Genomic DNA, 21,408 nt, shown 5'->3' on the forward strand with positions numbered 1-21,408 from the left:
ATCTCCATCAGACGCCGTAGATCCGCAGATCGGTCGGCGGCGCGTTCTCCACGGGCGTGAAGTCGACGGCGCCCGAGATCAGCGTCAGCTCGCGCAGGCGCGGTTCCGGGACCTCTCTGTCGGGCTCCGCCGGATAGAGGCAGACGATACGGTTCTTCTCCGTGCGCGCGTCGACCTGGACCTGCTCGGCGAAGATCCATGTCTTTCGATCGTTCACGCCGAAGCGGATGACGAAGCGCTCGCGCTCCTCCGGCGTCCCCTGGGCGCAGCGCATGATGACGAGGATCCTCTTCACGTCGCCGCGCGCCTTGATGCCGCCGACTTCCAGGTACTGCCGGCTCTCGTCCTTGCGCAGCCTGCGATGTTTGTATTCGATCGGCCAGTACCGTACGCCCCGGTACTCGTAGAACTCCTCCAGCGTATCGAGCTCGGGGATCTTCGCCTGGTCGGCGAGGAACCGCACGACGCCGTCCAGATCGTCCAGGAACCGCATGTGCGTCCCGATGGCCGAGCGCAGATCGTCCAGGGCGATCGGGCCATCGAGGAAGTCGCGGAGCGAATCGAAGAAGACCGGATCCCCTGACGGGAGCTTCTCGCGAAGGATGAGGTCGTTGATGACCCGGTTGCGCGCTCCCGGGTAGATCTGGAACAGCTCGAGCGCGGAACGCAGGACTGCGCGCACGGGGCGCAGCGCCGCCAGCGGGGGGTCCGGGTAGGGCGGAGTCGGGAGATTCTCCCTCGCGCTCCCCATGCCTATGGCGAGCTGCTGCAGGATCGCGAAGAAGGGATCGCCGGGGATCCCCTCTCCATCGAGCCGCGCCTTCATGGCCGCCGCCCCCGCGACCGCGCGCGCCCCGCAGGCCCGCGCCCGGGCTCGGAAGGCCTCCACGGCGGCGGCGAAGGCCCTCGCCGATCCGATCTGCGCGCAGGGCGGGATGTAGTCATCCGAGACACGCGCGGCGCGATCGGCGACCATGATCTCGGCGATCCTGATAGACGAGGGCCGCCCGATCCCCGGGTCCGTCCCGAGCAGGAGGGCGACGCGGGGCAAGCGGTACGGGAGCCGCGGCGGATCCTCGTCGGGGTCGGGCGTCCCGACCGGATCGCTTCCCTCGATCGCCTCGATCGCCACGGGGATCCGAGCCTCCACCGCTGGATCCAGAGAGATCGCGGCGCTGATCGCCTTGCCCGCTTCTTTCCGGGTCGCGTCGACGATGAGGAGACGCCCATCGGGGGTGAGTGCGACGCAGGACTCCAGCGTCACCGTGAGGCTCGATCCCGAGATCTCGCACGAGATCGAAGGCTCTCCACCGGGACAGATCCCCGGAGAGTGTCCGAGGTAGCGGCGGGTCAGATCGAGCAGCTCGTCGGCTCTTCCCTCGACAAGATCGAGGTGCGCGCTGCGGAGCAGCATCCCGTCCTGCCAGTGGACCCTCGCCAGGGTGGGCCTATCCATGGGTCTCCTCTCCGGCCGCCTTCTCGGGCGCTTCCGCGGCCGCGCTGCCCGGGCTCATCGCTGGCGGGACGCCCGCTCCAGCCTCCGGGGTTTCGCTCCCTCCCTCCGCGAAGGCGGAGAGCATCCAATCCGGGGCGCGGCTCTTTCGGATGGAGAGCCTCATGCCTCGGGTCTCCGAGCGAATGTCCCCGGCGAGGCCCGCGCGGAACGTCACGCTGACTCCCGCCGCCGATGACGCGTAGGAACCGCCCCTCATACTGCGTCTCGGGGAGGGGCGCGTCACCCCTTCCGTAAGCTCTTCCGCCGACGCCGCCCCCGCGCTGATCATCTCGTAGATCTCCTTCACGAACAGGTCGCGGCAGGTCTCGCTCACGTTGCCGGCCATATCGTAGAGGCCGTAGCCGTTCGGCGAAAGGAGGCCGACCGGGTGGGGGAGGCCCCCCGAGCCGTCCAGATACCAGGCCCTCTTGGGGTCGGGTTCGTCCCCCCAGGGGTAGCGCGTCAGCGCGGCGCCGCGACAGGCATACTCCCACTCAGCCTCGCTCGGCAGCTCGCATCCCTGCGCCGCGGCGTAGGCGTCCATCTCGGCCGCCGTCAGGAACGACACCGGGATCGCCTCGCCCTTCGAGCGCGAAATCGCATCGTTGACCGACGCCAGCCGCCTCTCGAACTCCGTCTGATCGTGCACTCCCCGCGCGGCCTGGGGAGTCGTCATGAAACGGCTGGGGAGAAGGGAGGTCTTCTGTGAGCAGAAGTCGCAGCTTCGATCGTGCCCCTGGTGGAAGCCCGCGAACATCTCCCACGTGACCGGGTACTTGTCGATCAGGAAGGGCTCGACCTCGACCGTGACCGGCGGCCCTTCCTCCGGGCGGCCTTCCGGCGTTCCCATCGCGAATGAACCGGCCGGGATCAGGACCATCACGCCCCCGTCGGCGCTTCGCTTGAACTCCCGCAGTCCCTGCGCGTTCTTGCCGAGGGGGAGCAGCCGCGGTCCGGCCATCTCCTCCAGGGCCGCCGCCTCCGCAGCCGGGGTCGCGAGGATCTCCTCCATCAGGTCGGGGGCCGGCCCTCCGTCGGCCGTTACGCGGCCGAGGGTCGCGTCCAGCGACCTCAGCAGATCGGTCAGGCTCGACATCCGGTTGCGCTGATCCCGCGCCAGCAGGCGCCGCACCAGGGGCCGGGCCGCTGGCGGGATCCTCTCCACCTCGACATCCTTCGTGCGGGTCGAGGCGATCACGGACAGCGAGCTTCCACGGAACGGGGGAGATCCGCAGAGCATCTCGTAGTAGAGGATCCCGAGCATGAAGAGGATGTCGGATCGAGTCGGCGGGTCCTGCTCCATTTGCGGGGCGAGGTAGGGAGCGTACTCCAGCACGATCGGGACCTTCCCGTTAGGAAAGAGCGCGTGGAGATAGTGGTCGTCGATCTTGGCCCCGTCCTCGCGGATCGCGATCGATTCGGGAGAGAGCAGGGGCAGAACCCCTCCCTGGTTGTCGATCGCGAAACATGCCTCCGCCAGATCACGGAGATACCCGGCCGCGGCGATCTGGGGCAGACTGCCCGCATCGAGCTTCTCCCGGAGGGTCGGTGACACGACCTCCGTGATCACGACGACATCGCCCGCGGGGAGCCGCTTGAAGTCGAAGACGGAGACGAGCCCGCGCGAAAAGGGCCGGGACGCCGCCGCGAGACGATCGGTCTGCGGCGCCCACTCGGCGGAGACGATCTTGATCCCGATCGGGATGCCGCTCTCGGTGTGCCCGTCGTATTGCTCGTAGAATCCCGACCAGCGCAGGTAGCGGTCGGCGACATACTCGCCGAAAGGCTTCTTCCCGAGCGGGAAACGAGGCTCGTGTCTGGTCGTTCCTTCCATGCGCCGGTCCGCTACTCGATCCGCACCTGGATCGCGCCCGAGGGGGCGTCCACCCGGACGCTCCGGCCCTCCACGCTGCTCTCGCCGACGATGAGCGATGCCAGAGGGTTCATGATTTTCTGGTCGATCACTCTCCGCACCGGCCGCGCCCCCATTTCCGGATCGAACCCCTCGTTCGCCAGGACCTCGCGAGCCGCCGGCGTGACCGACAGGCTCATCTTCTGTTCGGCCAGAATCGCCTCCACATCGCGCAATTGGAGGTCCACGATCCGGGCGACTTGCTCCTTGGTGAACTGATGGAAGACCAGGAGGCTCTCGAACCTGTTGATCAGCTCCGGCCGCAACCCCATGCGAATCAGCATGTCGCGGAGGACCTTCTGGTCCACAGGCAGGCCTTGTGAGTCCTGCTCGGAGATCCAGCTTCCGGCCAGGTTGGTCGTGAGCATGACGACGGTGTTGCTGAAGTCGACGGTGCGGCTCTGGCCGTCCGTCAGCCTTCCGTCGTCGAGGACCTGCAGGAGCGGGTCGAGCACTTGGGGATGGGCCTTCTCGACCTCATCGAAGAGGACGACGGAGTACGGCCGCCTCAGAACCGAGTTCGTCAGGGCGCCTCCCGCCTCGTAGCCGACATACCCGGGCGGCGGCCCGATCAGGCGCGAGACGGTGTGCTCTCCCTTGTACTCGCTCATGTCGATGCGGACCATCGCCTTCTCGTCGTTGAAGAGGAAGAGGGCGAGACTCTTGGCGAGGAACGTCTTTCCCGTCCCCGTCGGGCCCAGGAGCATGAAAGCGCCGATCGGGAGGTTGCTTCGCTTCAGCCCCGCGCGTCCCCTGCGAACGGCGTCGGCGACGGCGCGCACCGCCTCTTCCTGGCCGACGACGCGGCTGTTCAGGGTCTCCTCGATCTTGAGCAGCTTCTCCCGCTCGTCCCCGAGCATTCGATGGACGGGGATTCCCGTGCGGATGCTGACGCGGCGGGCGATGACGCCCGCGTCGACCGTCTTCGCGATCGTCCCGGCCGAGGCGAGCCAGGCCTTGGGGCCCCCCTCGGTTCCCCCCTCCGCCCTCCTGGGGATCAATCCCCTTTCCTCGAGGCCGTTTCGCAACAGATCGAGCCTTGCCTTGACGGCGGGATCGTCGCGCTTCTCGATCAGCTCGCGCGCCTCCGTGAGGCTGTCGACGAGGATCCTCACGTCCGATGCCGCCTCGTCGAGGAGATCGACCGCCTTGTCGGGGAGGTAACGATCGGTGATGTAGCGCTTGGAGAGGTTGATGGAGGAGTCGAACGCCTCCGTCGTGAAGGCGACGCCATGGTGCTTCTCGTATCTCTCACGCAGCCCCTCCAGGATCCGCATCGACGTCGCCTTGTCCGGCTCCTCGATCTGGATCGGCACGAAGCGGCGCGCGAAGGCGGCATCCGCCTCGAAGTGCTTCCGGTACTCGCCCGTGGTCGTCGCGCCGATCACCCGCAGCTCCCCGCGCGCGAGCGCCGGCTTCAGGATGTTCGCCGCATCGATTCCGCCCCCGCCGCCCCCGGCGCCGAGCAAGGTGTGGATCTCGTCCACGAAGAGGACCGCCTCGGATCCGGCCGCCTCCATCTCGGTCAGCAGCTTCTTGAAGCGCTCCTCGAACTCCCCCTTGTACTTCGCCCCCGCGACCATCGCGGGAAGGTCGAGCTCGAGGATGCGCGCGCTTCTCAGGAAGGCGGGCACGGTCCCCGCGACGATCGCCTGCGCGAGCCCTTCGGCCACGGCCGTCTTGCCCACCCCGGGCTCCCCGACCAGGACGGCGTTGTTCTTCCTTCTTCGCGCGAGGACCTCGATCGTCTGCTGGATCTCGCGCTCCCGCCCGATGACCGGATCGAGGATGCCGGCGCGCGCCTTCGCCGTCAGGTCGGCGCAGAAACCGATCGCCTGCCCCGCCGCGACCCCTGTCGCGCCGCCGCCCCCCGCCACCGCTTCCGCCTGCTTCGTCTTCCTGAGAACCTCGAGGACCTTTGCGCGACGGAGCTGCAGGGCCTTGCGCAGGGGCTCGGGCAGCCCGCCGTCGGGGGACATCAGGGCGATCAGGAGGTGGACCTCGTCCACCTGGCGGTCCTCCAGCATCTCCTTCTCGGTCTCCGCCAGCTCGAGAACCGACTTGAAGGCCGGCGACGGCGCGGGATCGAAGACAGCCGATGTGGAGCGGGGCAGCTCGCTCAATGCGTCCTCGACGAGCCCCCGGAACGGCCCGACCTCCCGGCCAAGGCCCAGGAGGATCCGGGTGGCGGCCCCTTCCTCGGGGACGAGGAGGCTGAAGAGGAGATGGAGGGGAAGGATCTGCGGGTGGGAGTGCTCTCTTGCGATCTCCCTCCCTCGGTCAATCGCCTCGCTCGCGGAAAGGGTCATTCCGAGATCTGCCATGGCGGTCCCCCCACTTCCGGTTATCCAGCGGTCCGAACGAAAAAAAACGGCATCCGGGACCAGACGCGGCCGATCGGATCCTAAGAGGCGTCAGCCACGCGATCAAGCCGGGACTGGATCCGCGCATCAAGGGCTCTTGCCACGCTGTAGCAGACGGTGTTACGGTGCGGCCAGTCCAAAATGCACCGATCACGGGGTCAAGGTCAAGGTTTGCCCCGGCAGCGTCGCGACCCCGTTTCGAGATCTAACGAGGAGGTGTGTCGTGCCGAAGCCCCGTTTCATCGGCGCCGAGCACGTTCGGGAGACGGACCTGACGATGGGGGTCGAGATCCTCGACACCAACAAGACCCTCTTCGTCGCCGCGCTGAACGAACGGGCCGGGGAGGATCCCCAGCCGATCAGCTGTAGGACGATCGAAGAGGTCTTCTCGACCTTCCAGCCCAAGATGGAAGTCGCCGTCACCGACGAGGAGGGTAACAGCGCGGACGAGACGCTCGCCTTCAAGCAGGTGGCCGATTTCGCTCCCGAAGAGGTGATCGCGCAGTCTCCATCGCTCAAGGCCCTCCATCAGGAATTGCTCCTCCTAAAGGACATGCTCCAGCAGCTTCGTAAGAACACGACCCTTCGCAAGACGATCGATTCGCCCAGCCGCGAGGTCCTGATTCGCGGCATCCGCGCGGCGCGCGACGCGTCGGGCGGCGGCAAGTCCTAGCCAGGGAGGACAGAACAGTGGAACGACCGGAAGAATCGGCCCGCCCGCAGCCACCCGAAACCAAGGAAGCGGCCCCCGCGCCTGCGGCACCTGAAGCTTATGAGGCGACACTTGCCGGGTTGGGCGCCCCAAAGGCCGCGGGAAACGCGGCGGGAGCGATGGAGTGGCTCGGCAAGATCGTCCCCGCGGCTTCGGTGGAAGGAACCAAGCTGCCCGGCATCGACCTGCTCGATCCCACCAAGAAGAAGCAGTTCGAGGATGTGACGCGAAACAGGCTCTATGCCGACACGCGGAATCTCCTCGTGGCGCGCTTGCGGGTGTGGGAGGACGCGCTCGCCGCGAGCGAGGATCTCGAATCGCTCATCGAGAAGACCCAGCAGAGGCTCGAGAAGCTCGAGTCGGTGCTGAACGGCAACCTGAAATCGGTCTACGAGAAGCTGAGGCCGATGGAGTTGACCTACCGGGCGATCGACGGCTTCTTCGGCAACGCCCAGGTCGAGGCGGGCGACAAGATCGAGGTCAGCTTCATCAACGCCTCGGCGGAGCAGCTGCTCGACCCGGACGATCGCTCCGTCTTCGACGAGGGGCTCGCCGCCTCGATCCAGACCCGTTTCAGGGACTGGACCCTGAAGGAGACCTTCGCCAACCTGGTCATCCCGGGATGGGTGGGCAACGTCCAGGCCCTCGACCGTCTTGGAATCCTCGGATCCCAGAACAAGGTGCAGGTCTACACCGACATCGACAATTTCGAGAGCTTCAAGCAGTTGCAGGACAACCTGGACGTCAAGGACCTGCAGGGGATCAAGGGGGCCGATCTCCACAAGCAGTACCTGGTTCTCACAGGCAACTGGGTCCTGGGGCGCAAGGCCCACAAGTTCGAGGATGAGGACCTCTGGCTTCCGCCGTCGGCCCTTCTCTCGGGAGTCGTCTACCGCGTGGACGAGTCGCTCGGCCTCCAGGAGGCCGCGGCCGGATACCGCAAAGGGAAGGTCATGGGCGGCAAGGGGGTCCGCTATCGCGTGGATCGCCCCACTGCCGGCAAGATGATGTTCAACTACGGCGTCAATCCGGTGGTCGATTGGGACGGCTATCCGATCGTCATGGGGGACGCCAACCTCTGCACGAAGGAAGGGCTCGACAGCTACCCGAGGATCCGCACGGAAGACTGGATTCTAAAGAACGTGTGCCACTACCTGAACAAGCAGGCCTACCAGAACATCACGGACGTTTTCAAGTCGGCCGTGAAGAGGGATCTCCACAGCTTCCTCGCCCAGTGCAAGGGTCCCGATCGAGAGGTGAGGGGATTCGAGATCCAGGTCGTCGCGACGCCCGAGCAGGAGCGGAGGCACGAGGTGGACGTCATCCTCCGCATCGACTTCCAGAAGTCGGTCCGACAGTTCAACGTGAAGGTCAAGGAGGCGGATGCCCAGGTCGCGGAGGCATCCTAGAGCGTTCGGTCTCAGCCAGACGGAGAGGAAACCATGGCACAAGAACCAATTCTCAAGATCGATGGGACGGAGGTCCCGAACATCTTGTCGGTCGAGTACAGCCTGCGGGCCGAGGCCGACCGCGACGGCCGTCCAACGCGGAAGATGTTCTTCGACGGCATCGTCGTGCGGAGGATCATGGACGACAAGACGATACTGTGCGATTGGGCCAAGAGCCCCAAGGAGGAGAACCGCAAGGGCGGCGAGGTCCAGTTCTTCAGCGATACGGGGACGGCCATGAAGAAGCTGGAGTTCAAGGGCGCCTACCTCAGGGACTACCGCGTCGACTTCGATGAGCGCGGCGATCATGTGGTGGAAGTCGCCCACGTCCAGCCGGAAGTCATCCTGGTCGGCGGCGTCGAAGTCAACTTCAACTGGCCGGACAAGTAGGAGGATCGTGAGATGGCGAGTCGGCACTTCCGACAGCTCAGCGTCGAGATCGACGGAAACGCGATCCCGAATGTCACCGACGTCGAGTACGGTTTAGAGGTTCGGCCCAATCAGATCAACATGGGACCGAGCGATGCGCGGCCCCGGCTTGCGCGGATCCGGATAACCCGTATGTCCGACGACAGCGTTCTGTTCTGGGACTGGGCATCCAAACCGTTTCGCGGGAACTTCAAGGGGGGGAAGGTGAAGTTCTATTCCCCCGATGAGGAATCGAAGTTCATCTCGCAACTGGAGTGGTTCGAAGGATTCGTGACGCACTACCGCGAGTCCGTGCCGGATGTGCAGATGAGCCGGGAGACTCCTCAGACCGAGACGATCGAGATCTCGGCCCAGAAGATCAAGATCAACGACGTCGAGATCGAAGCGGATACCTGGGCGTAGGCCGCGACCGGCCTGCCATGGCGCAGCAATCCGAGGTCGTGGTCACCGTCGACGGGAAGTCGGCGGAGGATCTGGGCGTACGCTTCAACGCGATCGAGCTCGACCAGTACCTGAACGAGCAGCATCGCTTCTCGATCGCCTGCGCGGCGCTCGATGAGAGCGAGATCGGCGTCTACGGCAGCCCGACCCTCGACGCCCTCATCGATCTGATCGGCAAGCCGGTCAAGATCGAGGTCTTCACGCCGGACAGGAAGAAGCCGCGCCGCCAGCTGTCGTTCACCGGGCTGCTGCTGGATGTGACGAGCCGCAGGGTCACCGCCGGAGGCTACACGGTCATTCTGTCCGGCTCCGACCCCACGATGGTGATGGACCGCTTTCCCCGGAAGCGGATCTGGGAAAGCGTCGGGCTCCAGAGCGTGGTCAACGACATCGTCAAGGCGGACTACGGACTCGACATCACGATCGAGGGGGGCGAGGACGAGGAGCTCCCCATCGTCTTCCAGTACAACGAGTCGGACTTCGACTTCCTGGCCCGTCTGGCCGAGAGGAGAAAGCTCTTCTTCTTCTACGACGGCGCCTCCCTCTTCTGGACCGAGGCGATCGATTCCTCCAAGGCCTGTCCGACCATCGATCTGACGCTGGAATCCTCGCAGGAGGAGAACCTCCTCTCGGTCTTCCAGCTCACCTCCTCCGTGGCGCAGGGGAAGCACAAGCTGCGCACCTACAACGAGGAGCGCGACGAACCTTATGTGCGCGGGACCGATGAGGTCCAGATCTCGGGCAAGCTCCATCCGTGGCTCGAGGCGGCGCGGAATGCGGCCGGCTCGATCTACCCCAATCCGGGGCATGGCTGCCCCGATCCGATGATGCGCAGCCTGGCCGAGATGCGCGGCTATGTCGGGAACCTCTATCTCTCCCACCTCGCGACGCGCGTCTCGGGAAGCGGGGAAACGGAGAACTGCTCGATCCGCCCGCCGGCGCTCATCAATATCCAGGGTGTGTCGCCCGATCAGAACGGGACCTACCTCGTGACGGAGGTCCATCACACGATGGACGCCGCCCAGGGCCACTATCGCAACCGGATCGGCTTCCTTCCCTTGAGCGCGGCCTATCCGGCGTGGGTCCGTCCCTGGCCCAGCGCCGGGACGCTTCTGACCGGAATCGTGGTCGACGCGTACGACCAGCAGAAGCCGGGGATGGTCCGCGTTCGACTGAACGACTGGGTCGATGGCGCGACCCAGAAGGGCCAATCGAAGGATGGAGATGTCATCACGCCCTGGATCCGCATCCTCATGCCCTATGGCGGCAAGGGTCACGGGATCGTCTTCGTGCCGGAGATCGGCGACGAGGTCCTGATCGGCTTCGAGCGGGGCGATCCCGAGAGGCCGATCGTCCTTGGCAGCCTCTACACGGAGTTCAAGTCGGACGCCTTCGGCAAGATCAACCCCGACATCCCGAAGAACGAGGGCCGGGTGATCCTCACGAAAGGGGGGCACGTCGTCCGCTTCAGCGACAAGTCGGGATCCGAGACGATCGAGATCAGCACTCCCGACGCCAAGAGCTCGATCACCATGATCGCCGGCAAGCTGATCGACGTGAAGACGACGGGCGACATCACGATCAGCGCCGACGGCAACATCACGATGACCGCCCAGAAGAAGGTCACGATCGAGGCGATCAAGGGGATCGAGATGCAGGGGCATCCCGAGATCAAGGGAGCGGCCGACGCAATCGCGCTCGAGAGCAAGACCTACAAGTCGACCCAGTCGGAGAAGGTCGAGATCACCTGCAACAAGGCGATCGAGGTGACGGGCGGCGAGTCGGTCAAGATCGAGGGAACCAAGAAGCTGGAGGTGGGAGCGAATCAAGGCACCGCCTCGGCGAGCGCGATGCAGGGCGTCTCCGTGGGATCGCAGACGGCCGACGTGACCGTCAGCGGGATGACGGAGGCGAAGCTCACCTCGGGCGCCTCCGTGGTGAAGGCAAGCCCGGCGGGCGTCGATGTCATGGGCCCGATCGTGAAGATCAACTGAGGCATGCGCGGCCGACGCGTCGAGCCGCCCGGAGCTGCGGGGACGATGGATGGACGAGAAACTCATTGAGGCCGCGCGCAAGGCGTTCTCGACGACTGCGCCGAGCATCCGGCTCGGCGCTCCCGTATCCGGGGGTGCTGCCTACCCGGAGCCTCTCGTTTGCCTCCCGATTTCGATGATGAACCGCCACGGCGTGATCGCCGGGGCGACCGGCACGGGCAAGACGCGAACGCTTCAGCTGGTCGCCGAGCAGCTCTCCGCCTCGGGCGTCCCGGTCTTCCTGGCGGACATGAAGGGCGATCTCTCGGGTCTGGGCGTCGCAGGGAAGACGGGCGAGCGGGTCGAGAAGCGCGCGCAGGAGACGGGTTACTCCTGGCGGTCGAGCGAGTTCCCCATCGAGTTCCTGAGCCTGACCGGAGCCAAGGGGGCCCATCTTCGCGCGACCGTCTCCTCCTTCGGCCCCTTGCTCCTCGCCAAGGTGCTGGACCTCAACGAGACGCAGACGGGCGCGCTCACGCTCGTCTTCAAGTACTGCGACGATCGGAAGCTCCCGCTCCTCGACCTCGCCGATCTGCGAACGGTCCTCCAGTATCTGACCGGCGACGGGGCGGGCGAGCTCAAGGACTTCGGCGGGATCGCCAAGGCGACCGCAGGGGTCCTGCTGCGCAAGATGGTCGAGCTGGAGCACCAGGGGGCGTTGGCCTTCTTCGGAGAGCCGGAGTTCGATCTCGACGACCTCTTCGTCGTCGACGGTCAAGGACGGGGGATGATCAGCGCGCTCGATCGCGAGAGCGCGCGCGAGATCCTCGAGGCGAGGCTGGCTCCCGCGGGCGCTGGCGGGGAGCCGGCGGCCGGCGGGGAGAAGAGAGGCGCCGAAAGGAAGGGGAAGGGGCCTCTGGAGGATGTCCTCAGGTCGCCCCTCACGAGGACCGTCACCCGCGAGGTCGCTCGCGGACTTCTGGGGGCGTTGCTCGGAACTCCGCCTCGCCGGCGCAGGACGATCCCCTGATGAGCTCCGAGCGGACGCTGCCCCCCATCCGGCTGCCGTTTAACGTCCAGGGAGGCGAGGCCGCTCCCGCGAGGGGACCGGAGCAGCCGAGCTGGGGAAAGCGGCTGGGCGTCTGGTGGGACGACGCGCCGGAAGGCCGGGGCGTCGTCGTGACGGGCGTGGTGAGAGGTCGTGGCGCGCAGGGCGAACACCTCGAGGTGGGCGATCGGATCGTCGCGGCGGACGGGAAGCCGATCGCGAGCCTCGGAGATCTGACCAGCTTGCTGGAGCGGATCCGCGCGGGAGAGGTCCTCTTCACGATCCGCAGGGCGGGCGGGCCGGAACGTGTGGTGACGATAAGTCTGCGCCCTCCCGCGGAGGAGCAAGGGAAGGAGACGCCTTCCGGGGGGATCCGCGCTTCAGGCTCGTCCGTCGCGGGGGCGAGGGTGCCCGGGGTTCCGATCGAGGACTCGATCGGCCGCTATGTCGAGTTGATCCTGAGCACGCCGCTCCAGAGCGATGTCTTGTCGGGCGAGATCGCCGCCGATCCTGACTTCGGATGCCAGGGGGCGGGGCTGGACTTCGCCCAAGCCACCGTGCCGCACAGCGTGCTGCGGTCGGCGATCCTGGCCAGCGAGAAGCGTTTGCTCGAGGTCGAAATCGACTCGATCGAGATCGCCGATCCCGCCCGGCGAGGCGGCAAGAGGAAGGTGGGAATCGCCGTGCGGGGCAAGATCGCGGCGACAGGGCAGCCGGTCCGATTCGAATACAAGCTGGACGACCTCTCCGCGGCCCGAGCGCGCTCGACGCGGTTCGCCAGGGCCGGATTCGAAGAGGGCGCGGCGGAGGGAGAGGATGAAGGCGGGAACTGAGGGACCACATCGAGAGCAAGATCCGGCCCGCACGCCCGAGGCGATCCTCGAGCGGCTCCTGCGAGAGGCAAGCGAGACGATCCCGGGACTCTCGCCCGATCCGAAGCAGGCGGATCCGGTCGTCGTCATGCTTCTCAAGGCATTTGCCCGCGAGTACGCGGAGGTCTACCGGGATCTGGACGACACCGTGGGGCTCGCCTACAGGGCGCTCGTCGAGCGCTTGATCCAGTTCCCCAGAGGCCCGAGCCCCGCGACGACAGTCCTTGAGATCGAATCGAAAGATCCTTCCTTCGCGGTTTCCGCGGGATTCGAGATTCTCTGCGAGCGCCCGGTCGCCGATCGCGAGGGACGCAACCACCAGGTCCACTTCACCCCGATCGCGGAGACGAAGCTCTCTCCCTTCGAAGTCTCCCACTTCTGCTTTATCGACGCGGCGGGGGAGGGACGCTGCTGGCCCGCTCGAGAGGGAAAGGCGTCCAGGGGACTCGGAGGCGCGGGGAAGAGCTTCCGGGCGCCGCCCCCGGCGAACCCGGCCCTGTTGATCGCCATCGATTCGGGCGGAGGCGCTGCCGGCGATCCTTGCGTCCTCTTCCTCCATGGTCCGGAGCCGGCGGTGCGGTCCTGTCTCTGGGGCCGATGGTCTCTCGCGGGTGAGGGTCTGCCGCTCATCGCCCTGGGGAACGACCTGGGCGGCTTCCTGATCCCCGCGCTTCGGGACGATCGGCGGGTTCCTGAGCCGGATCTCTTCTCTTTCCGCAGCAGCGTGAAGGGGATCGCGAGCCCCTACGCCCCCTGCTTCGTGCCGCTCGATGCCGGCCTGCTCCTCGAGAAGGCGGTGCCGGCGCCGGCCGCCGGCGGATCGCAGCTCGCGGGCCTGCTCGCGCCCGCGCGCGGCCGGCGCGCGTGGGTGCGGATCGACATGGAGCCGCAGGCCGCGGTCTCCCAGCTCGATGGGCTCAAGATATCGACCCGATCGGTTCTCGCCGCAAACCGCGAGACGCGCACTTCCGGCGCGCTCGATCTGGACAACAGCCCAGTGCAACTCATCCCCTTTCCGGAGGGGGTGACGCACGAGAATCTCCTCTCGATCGACGATGTGATCGATCTCCGGACCGGCCACCGCTACGAGCTCGATTCGCCCGACCGCGAGCCCGGTCCCCGGTCCTACCGACTGACCCACGCCGCCGATGCGCGGGACGCGCGCCTGGCGCTCGAGGTCAGGACCAGCGCTCCGCCGGAGCCGGGTGCGCGGATCGAGGCGCGCTACAGCCTCTGCCTCGGATCGGTGGCCAACGGGCTCGCTCCGGGGAGCGTCCGCGTCATCCTCTCTCCGAAGGACTTCCCGGGAGTGGTGTCGGCCTCCAATCTGGTCCCCACGATCGGAGGGGGACCTGCGCCAAGCCTGACGGACGCGGATCTCGCCTTCCGCTGCGTCCTGCGCACGCGGGGGCGCGCGGTCTCGCGGGCCGATCTCGAGGATCTCGCCTACTCGTTCGACCCCGCGCGCATCGCCGCCGTCCGCGTCGGCAGGGGAGTGATGCTGGGGAAGCGTGGGCCTCGGATCTGCGCAGATGTCGCCGTGGCGCCGCGCCCCGGCGCCTTCTTCTCGGACTTGGAGCGAGAAGTCTTCCGCGACCGGCTCGCCCGCCACTTGGACGCGCGGGCTCCTCTCGGGATGGCTGTGAGAGTCGAGGTGTCTTCCGAGTGAACCGTCGCTTCAAGATGCCGGACTTCCTTCTGGGCGGGCAGGCGCCGCCCGTCTCCGGCGTTCTTGCATCCCTGATCGAGCTCGGGGCCGATCCCGAGCTTATCGAGATCCTTCCCGTCGGCATCTTTCGCGCCTATCGGGGGCATCTCGTCGATGTGCTTCCCCCGCCCGGCGGCGACGTGGAACCGGAGCAGAGGATACGAGTCTATGTCGCCGAGCGAGGAGTCGGCGACCGTCTCCCGGAGGGATTCCTGAGCCCGCTCCGCGCGGAGCTGATCCCCGATGCCCTCTTCGATGCGATCGCGCACAAGAGGATCTGGAGGGGAGGGCGGGCGGCGGATGGGGGCGAGGCCCCTGATCCGGAGGAGGCCTATCAAAGAGGGCTCGACGGCGGCCGGATGCTCCTGCGGATCGTGGATCGCGCCCTCCGCGCGATCCGCCGCGATCTCACGCTCCTTCCCCAGAGACTCTCGGCGGCGGTCGATGACCCGGCGATCTCGCGCTGGCTCCTCGGGAGATTCGGGCTGGAGCGGATTCCCCTTCCTTCCCATCGGGCGCGCTTCCTGTCGCAGCACCTTCCCGGATTCGCGGAGGCCGTCGGCCGCCGCGACGAGGCCGAGGCGCTGGCGCAGCGGCTGATCGGCATCCCTGTCTCGATATCCGATGAGGGGCCGCGGCGGCGCGTTGCGCTGCCCGATGCGATCAGAGCGCGCACGGGACGCTCGCGCGTCGGGGTCGACGCATGCCTCGGGGCGGAGATGATCCCGCCGGGGACCGCGATCGTCGCAAGGATCGGTCCGCTCCCCACGCGCGAGATCGAGGCGATCCTGAGCGATCCCGATCGCGGCGACCGGATCCGCGCGGTCGTCGAGATGCTCATCCCGGCGGATGCGGACCTGGAGATCCAGTTCGTTCCGCCCGAGGGGGAAAGGGCGCTTGTCCTGGGCGGCCTGGCGGGCGGCCTCCTCGGGCGGAACAGCCGGATCGAGGACGGAGCTCTGGGGCCGAGGAGCGATGCGCGCGGCGCGGAGCGGCCGGCGACGAGACCGAGGAAGGGGCCGCAGGAGTCCTCCGGAGGCAGGATCAGGATCGTCGAGTGAAGCGGAAGCGGCGCGTCTGCCCGATCGCCCGGCGGCAACGCCCCGCCTAGGGGGAGTCGACTGTCCTCGATGCCTCGATCGCCTCGTGGATCTGGAGCCGGATCCTGTTGGCCTTCTTCTTCTCGAGACCTCGGCAGATGATCGAGTGCGCTCCCCCCGAGGTCTCGATGAACAGATCCGAGAAGAAGACCCCCTCCTTGACGCGGACCAGAGCGATCTGCTCGACCGCGATGGCCTCTTCCACATGGCCGACGATTCGCGGCTTGTAGTGCACGACGCGCCTGGGGTAGAGCGCGAGCTGCGAGGGGAAGAGCGCGTTCCCGGCGGTCAAGCGCGAGGAGGAGAGGACGGGAACCTCGCTCGTGAACGGGCGATTCGCCCGCCACAGGAGAGCGCCCAAGGCGATGAGGCAGAGAACGGCGATCAGCACGAGGGTCCGCACGAGCTTGGCCATGGGCTTCCAGGTTCCTCCCTGATTCCAGCCGGTCAGCGGGCGCTCCGGCGAATCTCGGTCACGATCCAGGCCGGTCCAGACTTGATCAGTCCCAGCTCCAGGCGACGGCTTTCCACGATCTCCTGCGCTCCCGCCTGCTCACAGCCGGTCTCTTCCACGAAGGCGGCCACCGCACTCGTTTGATCGCCCGCGGCCCCGGCCTGAATCCGCACGATGACGGCGCTCGCCCGAAGCCGCTCGCATCTCGAGAACAGAGGAGCGTAGAGGTTTCTCACCTGTTCGTGGGTCTGAGGAGCGACATCGTTCAGGAGGGCCGCGAGGTTCTTGCGGGACACGCGCTCGCTCCACCGCTCGACCAGCCGGCGGACGGCGATCTCGTCGACCGCCGTGAGCGGCGCTGAGGCGGCTGGACCGCCTGCGGAGCGACTCTCGGCGTCCAGCGCCTGTTCGGCTCCGTCGGTCTGCCCCCCATCGCCGGCGACGGATTCTCCAGGATCCGCGGGCCTCGGAGTCGGGAGATCGATCGCCTGCGCGCGGCTCGTCTCGCTCGTGCGGCTCTCCCCGGGCGGGCGATCCACTTCGGAGGAGGAGGCCGTTCTCTCGCCCGGACTGGGGCCCGCCCCGCCCGGCGACGGGACCCGCCGGTCCGCCGCGCCTGCTCGCTCCTCGAGCACGACGCCCGCGCCCGGCTGCGCCGGCCGCTCGATCTCCTGCCCTCGCGGACTCGATCCCGGCCGATCCGATCCCACAGGAGAGAGCAGATGGACCCCTCCGATCGTGATCGCCGCGGCCGTCGCGCTCGCTCCCGCGATCCACGCCCAGCGCGGCGTCCTGCGGAGCCTGCGGCCGGGCGGCAGACCGGGTGCGGCGCGCCGCCCCGCGCACGCCGCGCACAGGGCCTCGGCCATCTCCCCGGCGCTTGCGAAGCGCTTTCCGGCCTCCTTCTGCATGGCCCGCTCGACGATCTCGATGAGGGCGGGCGGGCAGTGCGGGGCGCGGGCGGCGAGAGGCGGGGGCGAGTTGTTAAGGTGCTGGTAGGCGATCGTCATCGGATTCTCGCCATCGAAGGGCGGAGATCCGGCGATCATCTCGTAGAGGAGCAGACCGAGGGCGTAGATGTCGGCCGCGCCGGTCACGGGCTCGCCGCGGATCTGCTCTGGGGCCATGTAGCGAGGGGTGCCGAGCATGACGCCCGTTGTCGTCCGGAAAGCAGATCCCGCCATCGCCGCGATGCCGAAGTCGGCGACCTTCGCCTTCCCGTCGGAGGACTCGATCAGGACGTTGTCGGGCTTGATGTCCCTGTGGACGATCCCGTGGCGGTGCGCAGCCGCGAGCGCCGAGGCGATCTGCCTGGCGATCTCGGCGGCGTGCCCCGGCTCCAGCCTGCCCCGTTCGGATAGAAGCCGCGAGAGGCTCATCCCCTCGACGAACTCGATCACCAGAACGTAGCTCTCGTCCTCTTGCTCCAGATCGTAGACGGTGACGATGTTCTCGTGCTTGAGCCTCGCGAGGGCTTCGGCTTCGCGACGGAAGCGGCTGACGAACTCCTGGTTCGCTGCGAGCTGCGCCGGGAGCGTCTTGATGGCTACGAGGCGACCTAGGGACTTCTGGATCCCCTTGTAGACGATCCCCATTCCTCCCCGGCCGATCTCGCCGAGGATCTCGTATTTTCCCCCCAGGATCGCGCGGGGTTCGCCCTGATCGGGGATCATCGCCGCCGGACGCTCCGCCCACAGCCTCGCCCGGCATGAGCGTCTTTCCGTGGGCCGAACCGGGTCGCCTGTCGAGAGGGGCGCGGCATCACTCGTCCCTGTTTCCCGACCTCAGCAGAAGGGCCAGGTGCGCGTCCCATCCCTCGATCGACTCCCCGTCCAGATCGCCGATCATGCGAAGGGCGGAGCCCTCGATACGCACGCGCCCCGATCCGACTCTGATCTGAGGCCCCGCGCCGCCGGTCGTCGAGACGAACCGATGGCCGTCTCCATCCGGGTTCTCCGCGCGAAAGCGGACCATCTCACCGACGATCCCAAGGAAGAGACCGGCGGCGAACCTCCGGCCCAGCGAGAGATTTCCTCCGGCGTAGATCCCCGCGTACGCTGAGGGGCTCACCTCGCTGTCCTCCTTGACGTTCACGAGCGCCGTCGCCTCGCCGTCCCAGCGTCTGCCGCGAGCGAGGGCCTTTAGCGATCCCTCCCAGGCCGATGGCTCCTCATACTCGAAGCGCCCCCCCTCGTCCCTGGCGTAGATGCGCCGCGTCACGTCGACGCGGATCATGGAAGAGCCGACCTCGGCATCCAGCCCGGTCGAGACGCTCGTCTCGGCGCCAGGCGTGATCTCTTCCCCATCGTCAAGCGGCGTGTGGCGACCGCGATAGAGATAGCCGCTCCCGAGTCCGAGCGTCCATCCCTCGGCGATGGGGATCGCAAGCGAGAGGGCGAGCCCAGCGTCAAGCCCGCGGCCTGGCTGGCGCAGCCGGTAGCCGAGGTAGGGGGGAGCGAGAGCGCTCGCGACCAAGCGCTCCTCCTCGTCGAACCCGCCGGGGCCGGTGGGGATGTTGACGCCTGCTTGGATCAGCATCCTGCCGCTCATGGGACGCAGGACGATCGCCGCCTTGACATCGGTCGGTCCCTGGAGATCGACCTCGCGGCCTTCGCTCAGGGCCCCGAGTTGGTAGCCTCCCTGGAAGACCAGTCCGAGCAGGTCGCTCACGCCGATCGAGAGAATGGCTGGGGCGAGAAGCTGCGAGACTTCGGTCGAGGAGGTGTCGGGGAGCGTCCAGATCCTGTAGGAGACGGGGGCGCGGAGCGAGATCTCGGGGCCGGCCTGGAGAATCGATGGACGGCTCGAAGCGATCGCGAGGAGGATCAGCGCCTGAACGACGCCGGCCGCTGTGGGAGCGGCACGTCGCGGTCCCCGCGCGCGCCGCCAGTCCTCTCTGGCGCCTCGCCGGATCATCACGTCACGGCCCTCCGCGGCCCGGGAGATCCCCCTCGACGATGATTCGACCCCGTCCGTCGGATCCCCCGTCCGGAAACCGAAGGGGATCGGGCATCCGGGTGTCGATCCCGAGAAGATCCTCGAGCTCCGGCGCGATGCCGACCTTGACCGCGGTCGCCGCGGCCCTGCTCGCGCCTTCCTCCGCCGGCGCGGAGAGATCCTCGATGGCCGCCTCCTCGATCCCCTCCAGGTCCGAAGCTCCCGTGGAGAGGGTCGCGGCGGACCGCCGGGCGAGCGTGAAACCGCGATCCCGAGTGAATGCCTCCCGATATTGCGAGAGGGCTTCGTCCTGCATCCCGCGGTCCTCGAAGTCGATCCCCCTGCAGTAGGCGAGGAACGCTCGCAGGTCTCTCGTCTCGCGCCTCTCGAGGAGATCCCTCTCCTCGTCGGTGAGCTCGATTCCCATCGCGTCGACGATTCCTAGGACGAGGTTCTTTTGCAGGTCGAGGAGCTTGGCGAAGGGCCCCTCGGCGGGTCTCGAGGAGGTTGCCCCCGCGGGATCGAGGATGTCGAGCAGATCGGCGCGCAGCTGGATCCCGTCGGCGCCCATGGGCAGGAGCGAGCCCTGGATGATGCGGCGCGCGCCGAGCAGACGGCCCATCCTCGGCGCTCTCGTCTGATCGAAGCCCGAGACCGGCGCGGAGGCGGACGGCAGAGGCTGCCCGCCCCGCTCCGCCCATGCCCGATCGAGCGCGGCCCTCGTGCGCGGCCCCGCCACTCCATCCGGAGCGAGGCCGTGCGCGGCCTGGAATGCGCGCACCGCCTTCAGGAACCGCGGGCCCTGCGCGCCGTCGGGAGACCCGGCGTAGTAAGGTTCCCCGCTCGAGGGATCGATCAGCATGGCGAGTCTCTGCTGCTGTCCCGAGACGGTCTCGATCGGGTCAACGACGGCGCCCTCGTCAAGGAGGCCGGCCGCTTGAGTTCCCGCGCGCGAGCGGCGCAGCTCCTCGAGAAGCGTCGAGAGCCTCTGGCGCTCGAGCACGCGGAGCCGCTCGAGCCGCGAGAGATCGGTGGCGACCATGGCGGCCAGTCCCTTGGCGAGGGGACGCAGCGTGTCAGCCTCGGCGGGATTCGCGAAATCGGGCACCGCCACCGCGTTCTCGGGAACAGAGACAGCGCGGAGGCTCTCTTCTCGGGCGACGACCCTTGCCATCTCGGCGCGGATCGCCTGCCTCCTGAGCTGCTCGATGCGCGCGCGAACAGCCTCTTCCTCTTTGCCTCGCTCCCTCGCCGCGCAACGACCGTACGCCGCCAGCGCGTCGGGGATCCGCTGCAGAGCGTCGAGGCTTCTCGCTCGGAAGAGGAGGGTCTGTCTGTCGTCAGGACTGAGATCGAGGGCTCGATCGAGGGCCTGGAGCGCTTCCTCGTGCCTCCCGAGCTGGTACCGGGCGATGCCGAGGTCACGCCATCCGCGCGCGTCCTCATCGTTCGCGGCGACCCTTGACTGGGCGAGCGCCAGCGCGCGCCCCGGGTTTCCTTCCCTGAGACATGAGGTCGAGCTGGGCAGCGTGGAAGCGCAACCCGCCCAAGCCGCAAGGAAGAGCCCCGGGAGGATCGCCGCCAGCCTCTTCGACATCATCGTCGTGGTCTCTTTCTCGGCCGCGGTTTTGAGGAGGGACCCGAGCCCTCTCTCCCGATCGCGACGGGGTCCCGAACGGGCCCAGACTAGGCGACCCGGCCGCCCCGGGCAATCTCTCATACCGCGGACCGGTCCTTGAAGCTCACGCTCCAGCGCCCAGGCGCTCACTGAAAGTAGAAGTAGCCTCCGAACTGATCAGGCCTGGCGAACCTTCCGGCGGCGAGCTGCCGCGCGAACTGCTGCGCCTGAGGGGACCAGGGAGTGCGGCGTCCGGCCTCCCGCGCCAGATCCTCGGCCATCGCGCGGTCGCCGCGCATACCGGCGAGGCATGCCATGCCGATCAACGCTCGGGGGAGCGCGGGGTCGCGGCCAAGAGCCCGCCGGTAGGCCTCCTCGGCCTCATCGGTCTGTCCGGCCATTCTCCGCAGGTCGCCCCATGTCGCCACCAGCTCCGCATGCTCCGCCGCCGCCGCGATCATCTCATCTCCCTCAGCCATCGCGAGGTCGAGCCTGCGGGCCGCCAGAGCGGCGATGACCCCTCCGAGGTGGGCATAGGCCGGCCGCGACACTCCCTCCGACAGCTCGCCGTGGTAGGCGGCGAGGCCCGCCTCCACCGAACCGCCCTCGCGGACGCTCCGCGCGACGCGGATCGACGCAAGGAAGCGGTAGTTCATCCTCTCGTCGGGATCGCTGCGGATCGCGCGCAGGTAGCTCGCCGCCGCTTCCCCCTCTCGGCCCGCCGCCATCTCGGTCGAGCCGATGTAGCGCCAGGTCTCGGCCAGCGAGCGTTTGCCGAAGAGAGCCTGGTTGCGGGCGACCCGCGACATCCGCTCGTGAGACGGCGCCGGCCGATGATTCGCGTCGATCCAGAAGAAGGAATGAAGCAGGCCCGTGAGGAGCAACACTCCCGCCAGAC

Annotated in this window: 17 protein-coding genes; 9 read left to right on the forward strand and 8 right to left on the reverse strand. The window is 67.6% G+C overall.

All coding sequences use genetic code 11. The features are described from left to right. Window positions 1-7 precede the first annotated feature (7 nt). The 3 genes from FJY88_02530 to FJY88_02540 are packed head-to-tail and all read right to left on the reverse strand — an operon-like array spanning window position 8 to window position 5,731. The gene (locus FJY88_02530; protein ID MBM3286215.1) at window positions 8-1,456 is read right to left on the reverse strand and encodes a hypothetical protein; all 1,449 of its coding nucleotides are present in this window, start codon (window positions 1,454-1,456) and stop codon (window positions 8-10) included. Further along, window positions 1,449-3,329: a hypothetical protein gene (locus FJY88_02535; protein MBM3286216.1), complete on the reverse strand. Its 1,881-nt coding sequence runs from the start codon at window positions 3,327-3,329 to the stop codon at window positions 1,449-1,451. The genes FJY88_02530 and FJY88_02535 overlap by 8 nt, the downstream gene beginning before the upstream one ends. 11 nt (window positions 3,330-3,340) lie before the next feature. Next, window positions 3,341-5,731 (reverse strand): ATP-dependent Clp protease ATP-binding subunit, encoded by a 2,391-nt coding sequence (locus FJY88_02540; GenBank protein MBM3286217.1) that lies wholly within the window; start codon window positions 5,729-5,731, stop codon window positions 3,341-3,343. Between FJY88_02540 and FJY88_02545 the strand changes: the two genes are divergently transcribed. The 9 genes from FJY88_02545 to FJY88_02585 all read left to right on the forward strand — a co-directional run bounded on the left by FJY88_02545 (window position 5,730) and on the right by FJY88_02585 (window position 15,462). Then, on the forward strand, window positions 5,730-6,443 hold the full coding sequence (locus FJY88_02545; GenBank protein MBM3286218.1) for a hypothetical protein: 714 nt from the start codon (window positions 5,730-5,732) through the stop codon (window positions 6,441-6,443). The two genes, FJY88_02540 and FJY88_02545, sit on opposite strands and share 2 nt — an antisense overlap. Before the next feature lie 119 nt (window positions 6,444-6,562). Beyond that, window positions 6,563-7,891: a hypothetical protein gene (locus FJY88_02550; GenBank protein MBM3286219.1), complete on the forward strand. Its 1,329-nt coding sequence runs from the start codon at window positions 6,563-6,565 to the stop codon at window positions 7,889-7,891. A gap of 33 nt (window positions 7,892-7,924) precedes the next feature. Then, window positions 7,925-8,320 carry a hypothetical protein gene (locus FJY88_02555; GenBank protein ID MBM3286220.1) on the forward strand — a complete coding sequence of 132 codons (396 nt, stop codon included), beginning with the start codon at window positions 7,925-7,927 and terminating at the stop codon, window positions 8,318-8,320. A 12-nt stretch (window positions 8,321-8,332) separates the two neighbouring features. Next, window positions 8,333-8,761: a hypothetical protein gene (locus tag FJY88_02560; GenBank protein MBM3286221.1), complete on the forward strand. Its 429-nt coding sequence runs from the start codon at window positions 8,333-8,335 to the stop codon at window positions 8,759-8,761. 17 nt (window positions 8,762-8,778) lie between these two features. Next, window positions 8,779-10,794: a hypothetical protein gene (locus FJY88_02565; GenBank protein MBM3286222.1), complete on the forward strand. Its 2,016-nt coding sequence runs from the start codon at window positions 8,779-8,781 to the stop codon at window positions 10,792-10,794. A gap of 49 nt (window positions 10,795-10,843) precedes the next feature. Further along, complete coding sequence (locus FJY88_02570; GenBank protein MBM3286223.1) at window positions 10,844-11,803, forward strand: DUF853 family protein; 960 nt, start codon at window positions 10,844-10,846, stop codon at window positions 11,801-11,803. Continuing rightward, entirely contained in the window at window positions 11,803-12,654 is an 852-nt protein-coding gene (locus FJY88_02575; protein ID MBM3286224.1) for a PDZ domain-containing protein, read from the forward strand. The genes FJY88_02570 and FJY88_02575 overlap by 1 nt, the downstream gene beginning before the upstream one ends. Next, the gene (locus FJY88_02580; protein ID MBM3286225.1) at window positions 12,302-14,362 is read left to right on the forward strand and encodes a hypothetical protein; all 2,061 of its coding nucleotides are present in this window, start codon (window positions 12,302-12,304) and stop codon (window positions 14,360-14,362) included. Before FJY88_02575 ends, FJY88_02580 begins: the two co-directional genes overlap by 353 nt. Beyond that, window positions 14,359-15,462: a type VI secretion system baseplate subunit TssG gene (locus FJY88_02585; protein MBM3286226.1), complete on the forward strand. Its 1,104-nt coding sequence runs from the start codon at window positions 14,359-14,361 to the stop codon at window positions 15,460-15,462. Before FJY88_02580 ends, FJY88_02585 begins: the two co-directional genes overlap by 4 nt. A 46-nt stretch (window positions 15,463-15,508) precedes the next feature. Here the strand turns inward: FJY88_02585 and FJY88_02590 are convergent, their stop codons facing one another. The 5 genes from FJY88_02590 to FJY88_02610 form a co-directional block, all read right to left on the reverse strand. Further along, a complete protein-coding gene (locus FJY88_02590; protein MBM3286227.1) occupies window positions 15,509-15,916 on the reverse strand; it encodes a hypothetical protein in 408 nt (135 codons plus the stop codon). 32 nt (window positions 15,917-15,948) lie between these two features. Next, a complete protein-coding gene (locus tag FJY88_02595) occupies window positions 15,949-17,628 on the reverse strand; it encodes a hypothetical protein (GenBank protein ID MBM3286228.1) in 1,680 nt (559 codons plus the stop codon). 88 nt (window positions 17,629-17,716) lie between these two features. Next, window positions 17,717-18,874, reverse strand: a complete 1,158-nt coding sequence (locus tag FJY88_02600; GenBank protein ID MBM3286229.1) for a hypothetical protein — start codon at window positions 18,872-18,874, stop codon at window positions 17,717-17,719. Window position 18,875: 1 nt separating this feature from the next. After that, entirely contained in the window at window positions 18,876-20,612 is a 1,737-nt protein-coding gene (locus FJY88_02605) for a tetratricopeptide repeat protein (protein ID MBM3286230.1), read from the reverse strand. 44 nt (window positions 20,613-20,656) lie between these two features. After that, on the reverse strand, window positions 20,657-21,394 hold the full coding sequence (locus FJY88_02610; GenBank protein MBM3286231.1) for a hypothetical protein: 738 nt from the start codon (window positions 21,392-21,394) through the stop codon (window positions 20,657-20,659). Between the last annotated feature and the right edge of the window lie 14 nt (window positions 21,395-21,408).

The sequence above is a fragment of the Candidatus Eisenbacteria bacterium genome (assembly GCA_016867495.1).
Classification (GTDB): Bacteria; Eisenbacteria; RBG-16-71-46; order CAIMUX01; family VGJL01; genus VGJL01.